At 59.2% G+C, this 14,655-nt stretch carries 16 protein-coding genes; 6 read left to right on the top strand and 10 right to left on the bottom strand.

Annotation, left to right across the window (positions count from 1 at the left end; translation table 11 throughout):
• The first annotated feature begins 23 nt into the window (after positions 1-23).
• Genes modA through modC form a run of 3 tightly spaced genes read left to right on the top strand, consistent with a single transcriptional unit; the run spans position 24 to position 2,598 of the window.
• Positions 24-803: a molybdate ABC transporter substrate-binding protein gene (gene modA / locus ACR0AM_RS10480; protein WP_480622859.1), complete on the top strand. Its 780-nt coding sequence runs from the start codon at positions 24-26 to the stop codon at positions 801-803.
• Positions 804-808: 5 nt separating this feature from the next.
• The gene (modB, locus tag ACR0AM_RS10475; RefSeq protein ID WP_480476900.1) at positions 809-1,501 is read left to right on the top strand and encodes a molybdate ABC transporter permease subunit; all 693 of its coding nucleotides are present in this window, start codon (positions 809-811) and stop codon (positions 1,499-1,501) included.
• Positions 1,498-2,598 carry a molybdenum ABC transporter ATP-binding protein gene (modC, locus tag ACR0AM_RS10470; RefSeq protein ID WP_480622858.1) on the top strand — a complete coding sequence of 367 codons (1,101 nt, stop codon included), beginning with the start codon at positions 1,498-1,500 and terminating at the stop codon, positions 2,596-2,598. The genes modB and modC overlap by 4 nt, the downstream gene beginning before the upstream one ends.
• A gap of 2 nt (positions 2,599-2,600) precedes the next feature.
• On the opposite strand, the gene ACR0AM_RS10465 is transcribed toward modC, so the two are convergent.
• The gene (locus ACR0AM_RS10465; protein ID WP_480622857.1) at positions 2,601-3,527 is read right to left on the bottom strand and encodes a Hint domain-containing protein; all 927 of its coding nucleotides are present in this window, start codon (positions 3,525-3,527) and stop codon (positions 2,601-2,603) included.
• Positions 3,528-4,040, bottom strand: coding sequence for a toxin-activating lysine-acyltransferase (locus ACR0AM_RS10460; RefSeq protein ID WP_480622856.1), 513 nt, complete (start codon positions 4,038-4,040; stop codon positions 3,528-3,530).
• Positions 4,041-4,180: 140 nt separating this feature from the next.
• On the opposite strand from ACR0AM_RS10460, the gene ACR0AM_RS10455 reads away from it, so the two are divergent.
• Positions 4,181-4,630, top strand: a complete 450-nt coding sequence (locus tag ACR0AM_RS10455) for a hypothetical protein (protein WP_480622855.1) — start codon at positions 4,181-4,183, stop codon at positions 4,628-4,630.
• 3 nt (positions 4,631-4,633) lie between these two features.
• On the opposite strand, the gene hemF is transcribed toward ACR0AM_RS10455, so the two are convergent.
• From hemF to clpS, 4 genes are read right to left on the bottom strand one after another with little or no spacing between them, the layout of a single operon-like run.
• Positions 4,634-5,518: an oxygen-dependent coproporphyrinogen oxidase gene (gene hemF / locus ACR0AM_RS10450; RefSeq protein ID WP_480495567.1), complete on the bottom strand. Its 885-nt coding sequence runs from the start codon at positions 5,516-5,518 to the stop codon at positions 4,634-4,636.
• Positions 5,519-5,523: 5 nt separating this feature from the next.
• A complete protein-coding gene (locus tag ACR0AM_RS10445; RefSeq protein ID WP_480622854.1) occupies positions 5,524-6,324 on the bottom strand; it encodes an SDR family NAD(P)-dependent oxidoreductase in 801 nt (266 codons plus the stop codon).
• A 37-nt stretch (positions 6,325-6,361) separates the two neighbouring features.
• The gene (locus ACR0AM_RS10440) at positions 6,362-7,327 is read right to left on the bottom strand and encodes a class I SAM-dependent methyltransferase (RefSeq protein WP_480483343.1); all 966 of its coding nucleotides are present in this window, start codon (positions 7,325-7,327) and stop codon (positions 6,362-6,364) included.
• Positions 7,328-7,371: 44 nt separating this feature from the next.
• Positions 7,372-7,713, bottom strand: a complete 342-nt coding sequence (clpS, locus tag ACR0AM_RS10435) for an ATP-dependent Clp protease adapter ClpS (RefSeq protein WP_209598551.1) — start codon at positions 7,711-7,713, stop codon at positions 7,372-7,374.
• A gap of 93 nt (positions 7,714-7,806) precedes the next feature.
• Here clpS and ACR0AM_RS10430 point away from each other — a divergent pair, with 93 nt between their 5' ends.
• Together ACR0AM_RS10430 and ACR0AM_RS10425 are read left to right on the top strand one after the other, a co-directional pair.
• On the top strand, positions 7,807-8,508 hold the full coding sequence (locus tag ACR0AM_RS10430) for an HAD family hydrolase (RefSeq protein WP_480475348.1): 702 nt from the start codon (positions 7,807-7,809) through the stop codon (positions 8,506-8,508).
• 279 nt (positions 8,509-8,787) lie between these two features.
• On the top strand, positions 8,788-10,182 hold the full coding sequence (locus tag ACR0AM_RS10425) for a D-alanyl-D-alanine carboxypeptidase family protein (protein ID WP_480475350.1): 1,395 nt from the start codon (positions 8,788-8,790) through the stop codon (positions 10,180-10,182).
• 55 nt (positions 10,183-10,237) lie between these two features.
• Here the strand turns inward: ACR0AM_RS10425 and ACR0AM_RS10420 are convergent, their stop codons facing one another.
• From ACR0AM_RS10420 to ACR0AM_RS10405, 4 genes are all read right to left on the bottom strand, one after another.
• Positions 10,238-11,485 (bottom strand): hypothetical protein, encoded by a 1,248-nt coding sequence (locus tag ACR0AM_RS10420; protein ID WP_480622853.1) that lies wholly within the window; start codon positions 11,483-11,485, stop codon positions 10,238-10,240.
• A gap of 150 nt (positions 11,486-11,635) precedes the next feature.
• On the bottom strand, positions 11,636-12,397 hold the full coding sequence (locus ACR0AM_RS10415; RefSeq protein WP_480622852.1) for a LamB/YcsF family protein: 762 nt from the start codon (positions 12,395-12,397) through the stop codon (positions 11,636-11,638).
• A gap of 12 nt (positions 12,398-12,409) precedes the next feature.
• Positions 12,410-13,408: a 5-oxoprolinase subunit C family protein gene (locus ACR0AM_RS10410; RefSeq protein ID WP_480622851.1), complete on the bottom strand. Its 999-nt coding sequence runs from the start codon at positions 13,406-13,408 to the stop codon at positions 12,410-12,412.
• Positions 13,405-14,154 carry a 5-oxoprolinase subunit B family protein gene (locus tag ACR0AM_RS10405; RefSeq protein ID WP_480622850.1) on the bottom strand — a complete coding sequence of 250 codons (750 nt, stop codon included), beginning with the start codon at positions 14,152-14,154 and terminating at the stop codon, positions 13,405-13,407. Before ACR0AM_RS10405 ends, ACR0AM_RS10410 begins: the two co-directional genes overlap by 4 nt.
• Positions 14,155-14,655 lie beyond the last annotated feature (501 nt).

The raw sequence follows: 14,655 nt of genomic DNA, 5'->3' as shown, positions 1-14,655 counted from the left end.
CAACTTTCCGGTCGGGAGCACACATGATCCTACCCTTCGCCTGCCGTATCTGGATGGTGGCACTGGTCCTTGGCGCATTTGTGCTGGCTCCGGTCCGGGCCGGGGCAGAAGGGGTTTTGGTTTTTGCCGCAGCCAGCCTCAAGACCGCTTTGGACGAAATCGCGACGGAATACACAGAGCGGACGGGTCACGATGTCACCGTGTCCTACGCAGCGTCTTCAGTGCTGGCGCGTCAGATTCAGCAGGGTGCGCCTGCGGACGTGTTCATCTCGGCCAATCCCGAATGGATGGATTTTCTGGAACAACAGGGCTTGTTGCAGCCTGGGACACGGTCGGATTTGCTGGGCAACGGTCTGGTTCTGATCGGCGCTGCGGGGCGTCCTGATCTGGGCGATATTCGGGCGGTTCAAGACCTCAGGGCCGAGCTGGGCGAAGGCTTTCTGGCCATGGCGCTGGTCGATGCGGTGCCCGCCGGTATCTACGGCAAGGCGGCTTTGCAGGGGTTGAACCAGTGGGAGGCGGTGCAGGACCGAGTGGCACAAACCGACAATGTGCGCGCTGCGCTGGCCCTTGTGGCAACCGGTGCCGCGCCTCTGGGGATCGTCTATCGATCAGATGCGCAGGCGGAACAGCGGGTCAGTGTTGTGGCCAGTTTTCCCACCGACCTGCACCCTCCGATCATCTATCCGACGGCGATGACAGGTAATGCCACAGGTGCGGCGCGGGCTTTTCTGGATCATCTGCACGGCGATGCGGCTTTGGCAATTTTTCAGGAGCAGGGATTTTCCCTGCCGGGCGGGTGATCGCGTTGGAGTGGTTGGGCCCCGCCGAAGCTGAAGCGCTGAAGCTGTCGCTGCGCGTGTCGTTCTGGGCGACGCTGGCCACTTTGCCGTTCGGCATTTTTGTTGCCTACATTCTGGCCCGCTGGCGGTTCCCCGGGCGGCAGGTTCTGAATGGTCTGGTGCATTTGCCTTTGATCCTGCCGCCGGTAGTGACGGGGTATCTTCTGTTGCTGACTTTCGGCATTCAGGGGCCGTTGGGGCGGTTTTTGGCCGAGTTCGGCATTGTGGTCGCCTTTCGCTGGACTGGGGCCGCGCTGGCCGCAGGTATCATGGCGTTTCCGCTGATGGTCCGGGCGATACGTCTGTCGATCGAGGCGGTTGACCCGAAGCTGGAACAGGCTGGGGCGACGCTGGGGGCGTCGCGGCCTATGGTGTTTCTGACCGTAACCTTGCCGATGATCCTGCCCGGTGTCATCGCCGGGGCCATTCTGGCCTTTGCCAAGGCCATGGGTGAGTTTGGGGCCACGATTACATTCGTGTCGAATATTCCGGGACAGACGCAGACATTGCCATCGGCTGTTTACGCCTTTTTGCAGGTACCGGGGGGCGAGGCTGCTGCAACAAGGCTGGTCCTGATCTCGATCGTCATCGCCATGGGCGCGTTACTGCTGTCGGAATATGTGGGACGGCGCGCCGCAGCGCGGGTGGCCGGATCATGAGCTTGTCTGTTCGCTTGCATCATCAGCTACCGGGGATCGATCTGGAGGTCAGTTTTGACGCGCCACCCGGTGTGACTGTGCTGTTCGGGCGTTCCGGGTCGGGCAAGACCACGATTGTCAACGCGGTGGCCGGATTGCTGCGACCGCGCGCGGGCAGGGTGGCCGTGGATGACTGGGTGTTGATTGACACCGAACGCGGGCACTGGCTGCCGCCGCACCGGCGGCGGCTGGGCTATATCTTTCAGGAAGGGCGGTTGTTCCCGCATCTGACCGTTCGCCAGAACCTTGCCTATGGCCGCTGGTTCGCCCCCAAAAGCGCGCGGCGTGAAGACCCGGAAAAAGTCATCGAGATGCTGGGGATCGGCCACCTTCTGAACCGCCGTCCAGCCGGGTTGTCAGGGGGCGAGAAACAGCGCGTGTCGATAGGCAGGGCGTTGCTGGCCAGCCCGCGACTGATCCTTGCAGATGAACCGCTTGCGGCGCTGGACGAGGCCCGCAAGGCGGAGATCCTGCCCTATTTCGAGCGTCTCAGGGATGAGGTGTCTGTCCCGATCCTGTATGTGACCCACTCAGCCGACGAGGTGGCCCGTCTGGCCACATCGGTTGTCGCTTTGCAGGATGGCAGGGTCGTCCGCCATGGTCCCGCGTCCGAGGTTCTGTCCGATCCGTCCGTGGCGCCCGCAGGTGTGCGCGCGGTCGGGGCCGTGTTGGAAGTGCAGGTGCACCAGCACCACGCTGACGGGTTGACCGAGCTGAACGCAAATGGCGCGCGTCTGTTTCTGCCACGTATCGGGCAGGAGGTCGGCACACATCTGCGAATTCGCATTCCGGCGCAGGAGGTGATCCTGTCCGTCCAAAAGCCCGAGGGTCTGTCGGCATTGAACGTGCTCAGCGGGACGGTCGACTCGATCCGGTCGGGTGAAGGTCCCGGAGCGATCGTGTCGGTCAGGACACTGGCTGGGACTGTTCTGGCGCGGGTCACGCGCCGGTCAGTTGCGGCGTTGAACTTGCAGCCGGGCAGCACGTGCCATGCCGTGATCAAGACGGTTGCACTGGCCCCGCAGAATGTCGGTGGCCGCATCGGGACCGGCACCTGACCTCAGGCAAGTGCGCGGGCTTCGTGTTCCAGCAGGATAAGGCGCGCGGCGCGCCCAAACCCCTGATGGCCGGAGGAGGGACGGTCGGGAAATATTGCGGCCAGTTCCTGAAGCGCGTCGGATGAAAGGGTATGTAGCGCCTCTTCCCCCAGAAACAGGCTTTCCGCCTGTGCCCCATCCGCCGAGAGGATTTCGTGCCGATCCAGCAGGATGTGCAGATACTCGACCGTTTCAACCGAGGTATCGAGCCCTATTCCGGGCCATCTGCACAGGTGCTTGGCGGCAACCAGCGCTTCGGTGGTTCCGAAAAGTAGTTCGACCCGGGGGCCTTTCACCAGAATACGGTGCTGCTGAGACACCAGAAGATCCCGCGAGGGTGTGTTGGGTCCCAGACTGCCTGCCGAGATGCGAACGGGCCACATTGCGGGTTCGTCGCGTAATCGGTCGGGTGGGATCGTGCTGCTTTCGATCCAGCGAACAGGTTGCAACCCGTGGTCGGCTGTCGCCACCTTGTCCCCGACCTTCAGGGTCTCGATGGCGCGGGGGCCGTTTTCGGCCTCGATCAGGGTTCCGGCTACGAAACACACGCCTTCGATCCGGATGACCACCTCTACCGGGTCCGGAGAGCCGGTAAAAGGAAGTGTAATCGGACCGGCTTGCGTTGTTCCCGAGACACTGATGAAGAAGGAATCAAAGACAACTTCACCATTGTCGAGGCTGTCGAAATACGTCGGATCGACCGTATAGGTCCACTCACCGGTATTTGGGTCGATCGTGGCTGTACCGTTGGCAGGGGGTGTCGCAATTGTCCAGGTTTGGGTGAGCGGTGTAAAGTTTCCGTTGTTCAGCGTGGGTTGCCCCATCGCCACATTGGGTGGGGACCCGGTCACGTTGCCGGTCAATTCACCTGTGATCGGAACTGAAACCAACTAGACCTCGCCTTGTTGCAGCATCCGCTCAAATTCCTTCTTTCGGTACAGGCGCATATGAACCTCGCCTGCATCGTCCCGCGTCCATTCGACAATCCGGTTGCGTGTCATGTCGCTGTCCATTCGGTTGGTGCGCACGCGCGGATGCGGGATCTCTTGCTTGAGGAAATCAACAATCTGGCTGGTCTGTCCAAACGGCGCGACAAGGTCGATGATCCAGAAGGAGGACCCGCTGGTAAAATCCTTGTCCATCAGCGGATTTTCTTTCACCGCATAGCGATACTCGGCCTCGGGGCTGAGACCGGCAAAAGTGACAAATCCGCGGGGAAAGCCATTCTGCCTGAAGATCTGGTATTGGCCCAGACGAAACGGGGTTTCGAACGCATAAAGAACTTGTGCCAGATTACGTTTCTGGTGCGTTTTCGTCAGACCCGCGAGATAAAACATCGCACCCAGATCCGCATATTTCTCGGGTGGGAAATCGAACCAGTCTTTTGGAAAACTCTTGTTCAACGGAACTGCCGACAGTTTGATGCGTTATTAATTCTTTCGGGTAGTGTACTTGTTTCCGGCGATATGAATAGTGGAATTTCCCCGGATAACTGTGCCGGCGCAGCTGGTGTGCCCCACTTTACTCGCAGGGTGTCGTGGTTATGCTATCGGTATTGGTGCCATTGTTTCGGGATATCTGGATCATGCGTTTTCTCAAGCCATTCATCGCTGCCACACTTGTTATGACGCCTGCGGTGGCCGGGGCCGTTGGGTTCGGCCTGTCAGTCCGGCCGCAGTTCCGAACCGAGATCACGCCCTTGCCGGACGGGGTTTACGAAGTAAAGGCTGTCGGTTCATCCGCGCCGGTCAATTATTGGTGCGGGATCGGAGATTATGCCATTCGCACACTGGGCGTTCCGAACTTGCAGAGGATCTATATCTGGCGGGCGTATGAACCCGGCGTGCGAACGGTGCAGTTTTCCATGACTCCGCCGCCGGGGGCCGATACGAAACCCGGCTATTCGATCACGGTCAAGAAAGTCGGAGCAAACATGTCGGCGGTGTCGGCGCAGAACTATTGCTACGACAATTTCATCATGGACACGTTCTGATCGTCAGACCCATTTTGCCATCGGCGGCAGGCTCATCAGAACGGCATCCGGGTCATGCCCGGTTTCCAGACCGAATTTTGTGCCCCGGTCATAGACTAGGTTGTATTCCGCATAAAGGCCGCGATGCACCAGTTGGGTGGTCTTGTCCGCTTCTGAGAAGTTCTGAACGCGGCGCTTTTCAACCAAGGGCAGGAAGGCGGGCAGAAAGGCTCTGCCAATATCCTGTGTCAGGGCGAAATCCGCCTGCCAGTCACCGGTGCAATAGTCGTCCATGAAGATCCCGCCGACGCCGCGCGCGCGTTTGCGGTGAGGGATGTAGAAATATTCGTCGGCCCAGTCCTTGAGGCGCGGGTAATGGGCGGGTCCGTGCGGGTCCAGATGCGCCTTTTGCGTGGCGTGGAAATGCGCGGTGTCCTCGCGATACTCGATGCAGGGGTTGAGGTCCGAGCCGCCACCGAACCACCAGGCATGGGGTGTCCAAAACATGCGTGTGTTCATGTGAACCGCCGGGGTATGGGGGTTCTGCATATGGGCCACAAGGCTGATCCCCGACGCCCAGAAGCGCGGGTCTTCGGTCATTCCGGGGATGCCTTTGCGCGCCGCCATTGCCTGTTGCGCACGTTCGCCCAGCGTGCCGTAGACGGTCGAGACATTGACACCTACTTTTTCAAACACTCGACCGCCGCGCATGACCGACATCAACCCGCCGCCCGCGTCTGACCCATCGTCCGACTGGCGTTTGGTTTCCTTGACCTCGAACCGCCCGGGTGCGGCATCGGCAAACGGCCCGTTGGTGTGGCTGTCTTCGAGGGCTTCGAACGCTGCAACGATGTCATCGCGCAATTGGCGAAACCAGGCGGAGGCGGTAGATTTTTCTGTTTTGAACATGGGTCTTAATGTGCAGGGGCCGCGACTGGGTCAAGCAGGGTACGGCCACCGTCGATTGTCAGGATCTGCCCGGTGACGAAACCGGCGGCATCAGACGCAAGATATTGCGCGGTTTCCGTCAGTTCCGTGGCCGAGGCGATACGGGCCAGGGGTGTGTGCTTTTCGATATCGACGCGGTAGTCGCGATTGTCCTTGAGGGTCGATTGTAGCGATGCGCTCATGACCGAACCCAGCGCGATCGAGTTGACGCGGATCCGTTTCGGAGCCAGCGCAACCGCAAGGGACCGGGTCAGCTGATCCAGTGCAGCGGTCGAAACGGAATAGGCCATCAGATCGGGGTGGGTCCGCCGGGCCGCGATCGAGGACAGGTTGATGATCGTCCCCGCCGGGTTTTGGACATCGCCGTCGGCCTGTTTGATCATGCGATTTGCGACCAACTGGCTGAGCCGCAAGGCGGGCATCAGGTTCTGGTTCAGCAGGGTGCGCATCGAATCGTCATCCGGATCCAGCGGATCAGACGGGATCACTTGCCGTGCGCCGTTGACCAGAATATCCACCTGGTCGAACGCATCCAGCGTCGCAGATAACAGGTTGGCTATGGTCAGCTTTTCGCGCAGATCGCCCGCAAAGTACCGGATATTGCTGCCTTCGGCCTGTTCTCCAAGCTCGTCGATCAGGCGTTTTTCATCTATGTCGGCAAACATGACATTTGCGCCCGCATCCGCGAAATGCCGCCCGATGGCCAGGCCGATGCCACTGGCCCCGCCCGTTACGATTGCTGTCTTGCCAGCGATGGAAAAGGACATCCGAATCCTCCTGAATTGGGGCGCAGGTTAACGGGCCTTAACGCCGAGGGCGAGAGGCCTGGAATACCTTGAACCGGTTGTCGCCGGCAATTTCACCGACCTGAGCGAAATGTTCGTTCAGTGTAGCTTCGTAAGGAAGGTGCCGGTTGGCGACCATCCAAAGGGTTCCGTTGCGTGTCAGATTGCGGGCGGCGGAGGTTATAAACCCTTGCCCCAAGGCGGGATCCGCGCTGCGAGACGTGTGGAATGGCGGGTTCATCACAACGGTGTCGATAGGTTCCGGGGCGGTCCAGGATACGGCATCGCTCCAGTGGAAATGCGCCTGGGATTGAGTGACATTAAGCCGCGAGCAGGTCAGGGCCGCATGGTCAGCTTCGACCAGATGCAGCGAGGTTATCCCGCAGCGCTTCAGGATTTCCGCAGACAGATACCCCCATCCCGCACCCAGATCGGCCACGCAGGGACCAAGCCGGTCAGGCAGAGTCTTCAGCAACAGGGCTGAGGCAGGATCAATCCCGTCCGCTGAAAACACACCCGGCGCTGTGTGGTATCCGTCAACCATCTGATGTTTCGGCGCGGCCCAGTCCGCAAAGGCCTGATCATCGGCCTGAAACCAGAAAATCTTGCCATGTGCTTTGGAAAGCGGTCCCTCGACCGGAACCCGCTTGCGCACATCCTTCAATATGCTGTCCACACCGTCCGTCTTGGCACCGTCGACGACAACCAGGCCGCTCGCCCGCGCACAGGCCTGATGAATGAGCGACCGGGCCAGTGCCTTGGCGCGGGGCAGAAAGACAATGGCGTCCTGACAGGGGCCATCTGCGTCGGGCACCGTTTCAAAACCCTGCGCGGCGAAATGGTCGTGAAATGGTTTGAAAGGCTGCACAACTTGTGCGCCGCCCGCCAGCGCAGACAGATCATGGTCGGGTGTGGGGCAAATCACGCTAAGAGGGGGGGACAGCGTCAGGCCGTTTTGCAAGGCAAGTTCCAGACGAGGGGACATGGGCAATTCCGGCTGAGAGAGGCGCGCGCGTCAGGCCAAAGGCCTTACTCTTCGCGTTCCATTGTGCATTGCAAAGGGTGCTGGTGCCTGCGGGCAAAATCCATCACCTGACCAACTTTGGTCTCGGCAATTTCGTGGCTGAAAACACCGACTACGGCCACGCCTTTCTTGTGAACGGTCAGCATGATCTCGAACGCCTGCGCATGGGTCATGCCGAAGAAGCGTTCAAGCACATGCACCACAAATTCCATCGGTGTATAATCGTCGTTCAGCAACAGGACCTTGTATAAAGGCGGACGCTTGGTTTTTGGGCGTGTCTGTACCAGGACGGACGCGTCACTGTCGTCGTCCGGCTTGTCAGACATCATCCAGATCATTTCAAGCATCGTGTGCAACTGTCCGATTCAGGCTTGGGGTTTATCTTGGCGCTTATATAACGTGTGCATGGCCAGTGAAAAGAGCAAGCGGACGTAAACGGGATGACGACCAAGCTGACGACAATCGGGTTCGATGCGGACGATACCCTTTGGCATAACGAACGGTTTTTTCAGCTGACGCAGGCTCGTTTTGCTGAACTCTTGGCCGATCATGCCAATCGTGATCACCTGATGGAGCGACTTCTTGCTGCTGAAAAACGCAACATTCAGCGATATGGGTATGGCATCAAGGGGTTTGTCCTGTCGATGATCGAAACTGCGATCGAAGTTACCGAAAGCCTCGTTCCTGCGTCGGTCATCCGGCAGCTGATCGAAGCAGGGCAAGAGATGTTGGCCCATCCGATTGAGCTGTTGCCCCATGCCCGCGAGGCTGTCGAAGGTGTTGCCGATGCGTATCGGGTTATCCTGATCACCAAGGGTGATCTGATCGATCAGGAACGCAAACTGGCCCAATCCGGGCTGGGTGATCTGTTCGATGGTGTGGAAATCGTTTCCGAAAAGACGCCCGAAACCTATCGGTTCGTGTTCGACCGTCATGGTGATGGCCCGACTGCCGCAATGATGATCGGCAATTCGATGCGGTCAGATGTCGTAGCCCCGATTCAGGCCGGGTGCTGGGGCGTCTACGTGCCCCACGGTCTGGTCTGGGAGGTGGAACATGCCGAAGCCCCTGTCGACAGCCCCCGATTCCGCGAGTTGAGAGATTTGGGCGATCTGACCGATCTGCTGGGCAACCTGAAGTGATGTTGCCTTTTCGCCTCAGTTTCACATAAACCCTGCCGCATCCTGACGCAGTTTCGCCTTTATCGCGCATTTGGTGGTTCTGAGGGGGAATTTCGCAAGATATAGCCTCAGCCCAGAAGCAAATCGAAACTGCGAAAACCTCAGCTTTCGGTTTATTTCATTGGGTCGCTGTGATAGCCTTGGGGACAATAAAATAATTTTTGCTGACCGGGAAAACCCGGCAGCGCGAGGCAGACAGAGGCAAAGATCGTGCAGATTCGGCGGACAGTTCCGGCCCGAATGGGCTTTTTCCTTATAGCGTTGCTATGTGTGCTGGCGTTTGCGCCGCTCAGGTCCATGGCGGCGCCTTATGCAGCTATGGTGATCGACGCCCGAACTGGCGAGGAGCTGCATTCACGCAATGCGGATGCGCGCTTGCACCCGGCCTCGCTGACCAAGATGATGACGCTGTATATCGCGTTTGAGGCGGTGCGAAACGGCGAGATCACGCTGGATACACCCGTTCGGATTACCCAGAAGGCAGCGGCCGAGCCCCCGTCGAAGTTGGGCCTGCGCGCGGGCCAGACGATTGCGTTCCGCTATCTGATCCGTGCTGCTGCGGTAAAATCGGCCAATGACGCGGCTACGGCGATCGGCATTGCCATCAGTGGCTCGGAAGCGGCCTTTGCCCGCCGCATGACCCGAACCGCCAAAGCGATGGGCATGAGCCGCACGACCTTCAAGAATGCGCATGGTCTGACTGAGGCAGGGCACCTGTCCAGCGCGCGCGACATGACCACGCTGGGACGGCATCTGCTGTATGATTACCCGCAGTATTATAACCTGTTCTCGCGCCAATCGACGGATGCCGGTATCAAGACTGTTCCCAACACCAACCGCCGCCTGCTGGCAGCCTATAAGGGTGCGGACGGAATAAAGACCGGATACACACGTGCGGCGGGGTTCAACCTGGTGGCGTCGGCCAAACGCAAGGATGAGCGTATCATCGCAACTGTCTTTGGCGGAAAATCCGGAGAGTCGCGGAACGCCAAGGTTGCGGAACTGCTGGATCTGGGGTTTCGCCTTGCCCCGTCGCGCGCACCCATTCGCAAGCCTGAGCGCCCGGTTTATGCGGGCAATGCCGGGTTGGGGGGCGATACCCAGGTCGCAGCGCTGAGCGGCGCACCGAAATCCAGCCTGCGCCCGCTTGGGCGCCCCAGCGCTGCGACACAGGTTGCAAGTGCGGTTGCGGCATCGGCAGACCAGAACAGCGACCGTATCAGCAGCGGCATTGCCGCAGCGATTGCCGAAGCGGATATAACCCCAGCCGCCCCACCAGTTGAAACATCCGATACCCGACCGGCGCTGCGCCCGGACAATCTGGTGCTGGCCTCGACCGAGCCCGTCAGCCAGCCAGAGCCCGAGCAGGAAGTGGTTACCCGCCTGTCTTCGTCCGGTGGGCATCTGTGGGGGGTCAATGTGGGCCGCTACACCACACGATACGAGGCCGAGAAGGTTCTGCTGAAAACGGCGCTGTCGGAGATGACCACGCTGGATGGCAGTCTGCGCAAGGTCAGTCAGAGCTCGCGCGGCTTTGACGCGACATTCCAAGGCATGACGCGGGAACAGGCCGATCTGGCGTGTCGCCGCCTGCAAGCCCGCAATGTCACCTGTTTCATGATCGGGCCATCATAAGGTCCGGCATATTCTCTCCTGTTGGGTCTGGGCTGCGGTCATCCGCAGCCCTTTTTTAATCGAAAACGTGACCGTGCTGATATTGCTCGTCCTGTCCCGCGGCGGCGGTCAGGGCGGCGACATTGTCCTTGGTGAAGAACCCGTCATACTTGTGACACCGCTCGATATATTCGGTGATCAGCAGCGTGTTCTTCGAGTGTTTTGAGAAGATCTGCTTCAGGTTAGGGTCGTCTTTGCATTCGCCCACTACATGCGCCAGGAACGGCACGCCCTTGTCCTTCAGCGTGTTCACGACAAAGTCAACATTCTTTTCCCCGGCGCCATGATCGCCATCCTTGATCTCGACTGCCATGTGATGCAGGCGACGGCCAAAATTGCGCACAAAATCTTCGGTCGGCATCGGCAGCTTGGCGAATGAGTTGACGAAGGACGGCGTGTTATTGGCCGTGAAAACCTTGGCCGGGGATTTCTTGTCATCATCCACATTGGCGTTGCGGTTCACGTTGGTGGACGAGTTCATGTCGAAGATGTTGTAGGCCCCCCAGAAATAGTAGGGCACCATGGTCAGGAATTCGAGGATCGCATCCTCGCGCTCACCCGCCAGCACGCGCGTCGCCAGATGATCAATGCCCAGCATCAAAGGCGCGATTTTGCTATCCGATCCGAAAGCGGCGGCCTGATCCAGCCGGGCTTGTTCCGCGTCACTCAGCAACACGCGATCACCAAGGCCCAGGCTGTCTGTGTCGTTGAAATCATGTGTCGAATATCCGACCCGGTTGCAGGTGAAATCCGAAGGGGTCGTGAACCGGAAGCCGTTCAATGTGTAGAACGGGTTTTCGGTGTCTCCGGCATATTCGAAGCGGATGTTCTGATCCTCAAGCGTCCCGGTCAGTGCCTTCAGATCACTGGCCGCGAAAACCTCGCCAACATACCGCGTTTGGGGTGTGTTGCGGGCCAGCGGGTACATGCGATTGATGCGGGGAATAAAGTCTTCGAAACCCGGGCTGAGCGGGGCCATCACGATCAGCGCGGGATAGTCGGGATGCGAATGCAGGATCGAGAATTTGTGGGTCTGCCCCAGATAGCTGGCGCTGTGGCGATAGGGTGTCATCACGTAAAGCTCGACGAGGGTATCGAACAGCGCGTCGGTTTCGATCTGCAAACAGATTGCGCGCATTGGCCCGACCTGATCGGCGATGCCCGAGCTTGTCCGGCGCTCGTAGATTTTCGGAAGGTATTGCGCAAAGAAGTCCGAGTTCTTCTTGTCGCCCCGGGGTTGATAGGACATCAGATCAAAGGACATTCGACTACCTCCTTGCGCGGAACCCCGACCGGGGCGAGCTATCGTTTGAAATTGTAGGTTTCAGAACATGTGCTTGCCCGTCATGCTAGGCGCTGAGACCTGTACGGGCAACAGTCGTAAAATTGGGTTGCCGACGTTAACGCATGATGTTCAGCGGGTGAATTTCGTGACCTCGACACCGCCCCCGATCAGGTTGTCGCGAACCGAGCGAGCGATTTGAACCGCGTTCGGGCCGTCTCCATGAAGGCAGATCGTGTCGATGGATGTTTCCAGCCGCTTGCCGCTTTCGGTGATGATCGCACCTTCGCGGACCATGTTCAGGATGCGCGGGCCTGCGACCTCGGCATCGTGGATGACGGCGCCGGGCAGGCTGCGGTCAACCAGTGTTCCGTCGTCATTATATGCACGGTCGGCAAAAATCTCGCCCACCCAGCTGCACCCGAGCTCACGCACGGCCTCTTCCTGTTTTGTCGCGGCCAGCACCATGACGATGATATCGGGATCAACATCCAATGCGCCCTGATAACAGGCGCGCGCCATATCGATATCGGCTGAACACATATTGGCCAGCGCCCCGTGCAGTTTCAGGTGCCGTACTTTGGTGCCAACCGCGTTGGCCATGCCGATTGCGGCCCCCAACTGATACCGGACCAGATTGCGGAGGTTGTCATGGGGCAGCTTCATGTTCCGCCGACCAAATCCCTGCAGATCGGGAAAGCCGGGATGCGCGCCGATGCCGACGTCGTTTTCGTCCGCCAGTTTCATCGTTGATGCCATTACATCCGGATCACCGGCATGAAACCCACAGGCGATGTTGGCCGAGGTGATGATTTTCAAAAGGCTTTCGTCATCGCCCATTTTCCAGGGGCCAAAGCTTTCCCCCATATCGGCATTCAGATCGACGCTTGGCATTGGCACATCTCCTTAGTCGGTGGCAGAGATCACTCCGCCGATCAATTGGTAGGACAACAGGTCCGGTATGTCATGGGGATCACGCACCAGCGCCTCGACTTTTGAGGGCAGGCGCGCAAGGTCTGACAGGAACGTTTTATGCATTTCTTCTGCCTGTTCCATGCTGACAAATTCGAACCGGATGTCGCCGCCTGCGGGTGTCTGTGCCGCGCGGGGCATATCGCATGGCAGAACGGTCGCGATACGAGGGTACCCGCCTGTGGTCTGACATTCCGGCAACAGGATGAACGGGTCGCCAGTGCCGGTCATCTGGATATCGCCGGGGGTGATCACCTCGGACAGGATATTCAGCTGGCCTGAGGCAGCAAAGCCGTCGCCGTCGCTGTCCAGCTGCATGCCCATCCGGTTGGCGCGTGCGCCGCGCCGGAAATTGGTTTGGGCAAACCGTTCAAGTGTTGCGCCATCAAACAAAGGGGTCTGAAAGCTGGCAATCACATGCAGCACCCCGCCCGAAAACCGCTCGGCAGCAGCCAGTTTCATCCCGCTGTTGCCTGCATCCGGTCCACAGGTCAGCCTGTCACCCTGCTGTAGCGCCCGGCCTATTCGCGCTGTCAGATGGGTTGAGCGGGACCCCAGAAAAACCTCGGCATCGATACCTCCGCCCAGATGCAGATAGCCATAGTTTCCAGCCAGCGTCGCCCCTATAACCAACCTTTGCCCGGCGATCAGTTGGTGCGACGCGTTCCAGGCCACAGGGCTGCCATCAATACTGGCCTGCATCCGCGCGCCAGTCAGGGCGATGCGCATGTTATGCGTCGCCTCGAATTCGCCCCCCATCCCGGCCATTTCCAGCGCCGCAAGGTTTGCGCTCTGATCCAGCAACGCCGCCCCTTCGTGCAAGGCCAGAATGTCCGCCACCCCCGACCGGGACAGCCCCTGATCCAGATAGCCTGTTCGCCCCTGATCCTGAATGGTGCAGGCCGGGCCAATCCGGTGGACGATCAGGCTCATGGTGCAATCTCCTCACAGGTTGCGCCGCCTGTGCCGTCCTCGTTGTTGGCCTTGATGTGTTCCAGAACGTCGCGGGAAACGGGCTTGAACAACAGCTCATCGCCGGGTCTAAGGGTAAAGGCCTCGGCCCTTTCAGGGCGGAAACACCGAAAGGCGGTCTGTCCGATATGCCGCCACCCGGTTGGTGTCGGCCCGGAAAACAGAACAAATTGCGAGATCGCCAGAACCAAAGCCCCTTCCGGCACCATGGGGGTCAGGCTTTGCAGCCGGGGAATGTTGAACTCGGGCCCCAGAGGTCCAAGGTAAGGCTGCCCCGGAGCGAAGCCGATGGTCAGAACCCGCACGCGGGACTGTCCAAGCCTACGTATTGCTTCGTCTGGTGTCAGGCCGGCGGCAGCGGCGGCATCGTCAAGCTGGGGAGCAAGATCGGTCCCGTAAACCGTCGGAACGCGCCACAATCTGCGGCCGGCAGGCAGCGGTGTAATGTACCAGTCCTTCTGCTCAACCAGTTCCCTAAGCTTTTGCAGCATCTTCTGATGAGAGATGCGCTGCGTGTCGAACCGAACAAAGGCCGAACCCAGGGAGGCTGACGACTCGGTCACCTCATCCCAGTGCAGACGATCCACTTCGGCCCGAAACGCCAGCGCCGCCCGGTTCGCGGTGTCGGTCATCTTGTCTGCAAAGGTCACCAGCGCGCCATCAAATCCGACGGTTCTGACCAAAGGAAACTGAACATTGCGCGCCATTGCTGATCTGCTTTCGGATCGAAGAGTGAATTGGTGGAACCTGACCGCATCTTTAGGGGATGCGCAAGACAGGGCGTTCAATAGCCGACATTGTGCCTGATGCGTCCACATTCCGGCAGGGAGCGACCCGCAGTACAAGGCGTCCGACGGGGGTGAGAGGTTTTTGACCGTATTCTGGCCGCAAATCCGACTCGTTTTCCCGTTTCGAGTCGCCCTGACTTGTATCTTGAAATTGCGGAGTCTCTATATCTTGTGTCGGCCCCTTTTGTTTTTAGGGGCTTGCCGGTCAGATCATGCCTAATAGCACCCGGACGGAAGGGTGGCGGGCAATTGTGATTGCGTATAAGCTATTGAAATTAAGTAATAAACAAAGAAAACTCAAAAAAAAGATCAATATCGTCATTTTCCGCTTGCGGGTAGGGAGTCTAATCCGTAAATACCCCTTCACCGGCGCAGCTGAGGTTGGCCTGACGGACTGGAAAGACGGTTGAGACGCACCGG

It is taken from the genome of Ruegeria sp. AD9 (genome assembly GCF_056542305.1).
The sequence above is the reverse complement of the archived record's forward strand: the minus strand, read 5'-3'. Positions and strand labels throughout refer to the sequence as shown.

What these genes read in the sequence shown, in the direction of transcription:
- clpS (WP_209598551.1), bottom strand. Translation starts at nt 7,713, where the DNA reads ATGCTTGAAATGATCTGGATGATGTCTGACAAGCCGGACGACGACAGT.
- modA (WP_480622859.1), top strand. Translation starts at nt 24, where the DNA reads ATGATCCTACCCTTCGCCTGCCGTATCTGGATGGTGGCACTGGTCCTT.
- ACR0AM_RS10410 (WP_480622851.1), bottom strand. Translation starts at nt 13,408, where the DNA reads ATGAGCCTGATCGTCCACCGGATTGGCCCGGCCTGCACCATTCAGGAT.
- ACR0AM_RS10440 (WP_480483343.1), bottom strand. Translation starts at nt 7,327, where the DNA reads ATGTCCCCTCGTCTGGAACTTGCCTTGCAAAACGGCCTGACGCTGTCC.
- ACR0AM_RS10415 (WP_480622852.1), bottom strand. Translation starts at nt 12,397, where the DNA reads ATGCCAAGCGTCGATCTGAATGCCGATATGGGGGAAAGCTTTGGCCCC.
- ACR0AM_RS10425 (WP_480475350.1), top strand. Translation starts at nt 8,788, where the DNA reads ATGGGCTTTTTCCTTATAGCGTTGCTATGTGTGCTGGCGTTTGCGCCG.
- ACR0AM_RS10405 (WP_480622850.1), bottom strand. Translation starts at nt 14,154, where the DNA reads ATGGCGCGCAATGTTCAGTTTCCTTTGGTCAGAACCGTCGGATTTGAT.
- hemF (WP_480495567.1), bottom strand. Translation starts at nt 5,518, where the DNA reads ATGTTCAAAACAGAAAAATCTACCGCCTCCGCCTGGTTTCGCCAATTG.
- ACR0AM_RS10420 (WP_480622853.1), bottom strand. Translation starts at nt 11,485, where the DNA reads ATGTCCTTTGATCTGATGTCCTATCAACCCCGGGGCGACAAGAAGAAC.
- ACR0AM_RS10445 (WP_480622854.1), bottom strand. Translation starts at nt 6,324, where the DNA reads ATGTCCTTTTCCATCGCTGGCAAGACAGCAATCGTAACGGGCGGGGCC.
- ACR0AM_RS10455 (WP_480622855.1), top strand. Translation starts at nt 4,181, where the DNA reads ATGCTATCGGTATTGGTGCCATTGTTTCGGGATATCTGGATCATGCGT.
- ACR0AM_RS10430 (WP_480475348.1), top strand. Translation starts at nt 7,807, where the DNA reads ATGACGACCAAGCTGACGACAATCGGGTTCGATGCGGACGATACCCTT.
- modC (WP_480622858.1), top strand. Translation starts at nt 1,498, where the DNA reads ATGAGCTTGTCTGTTCGCTTGCATCATCAGCTACCGGGGATCGATCTG.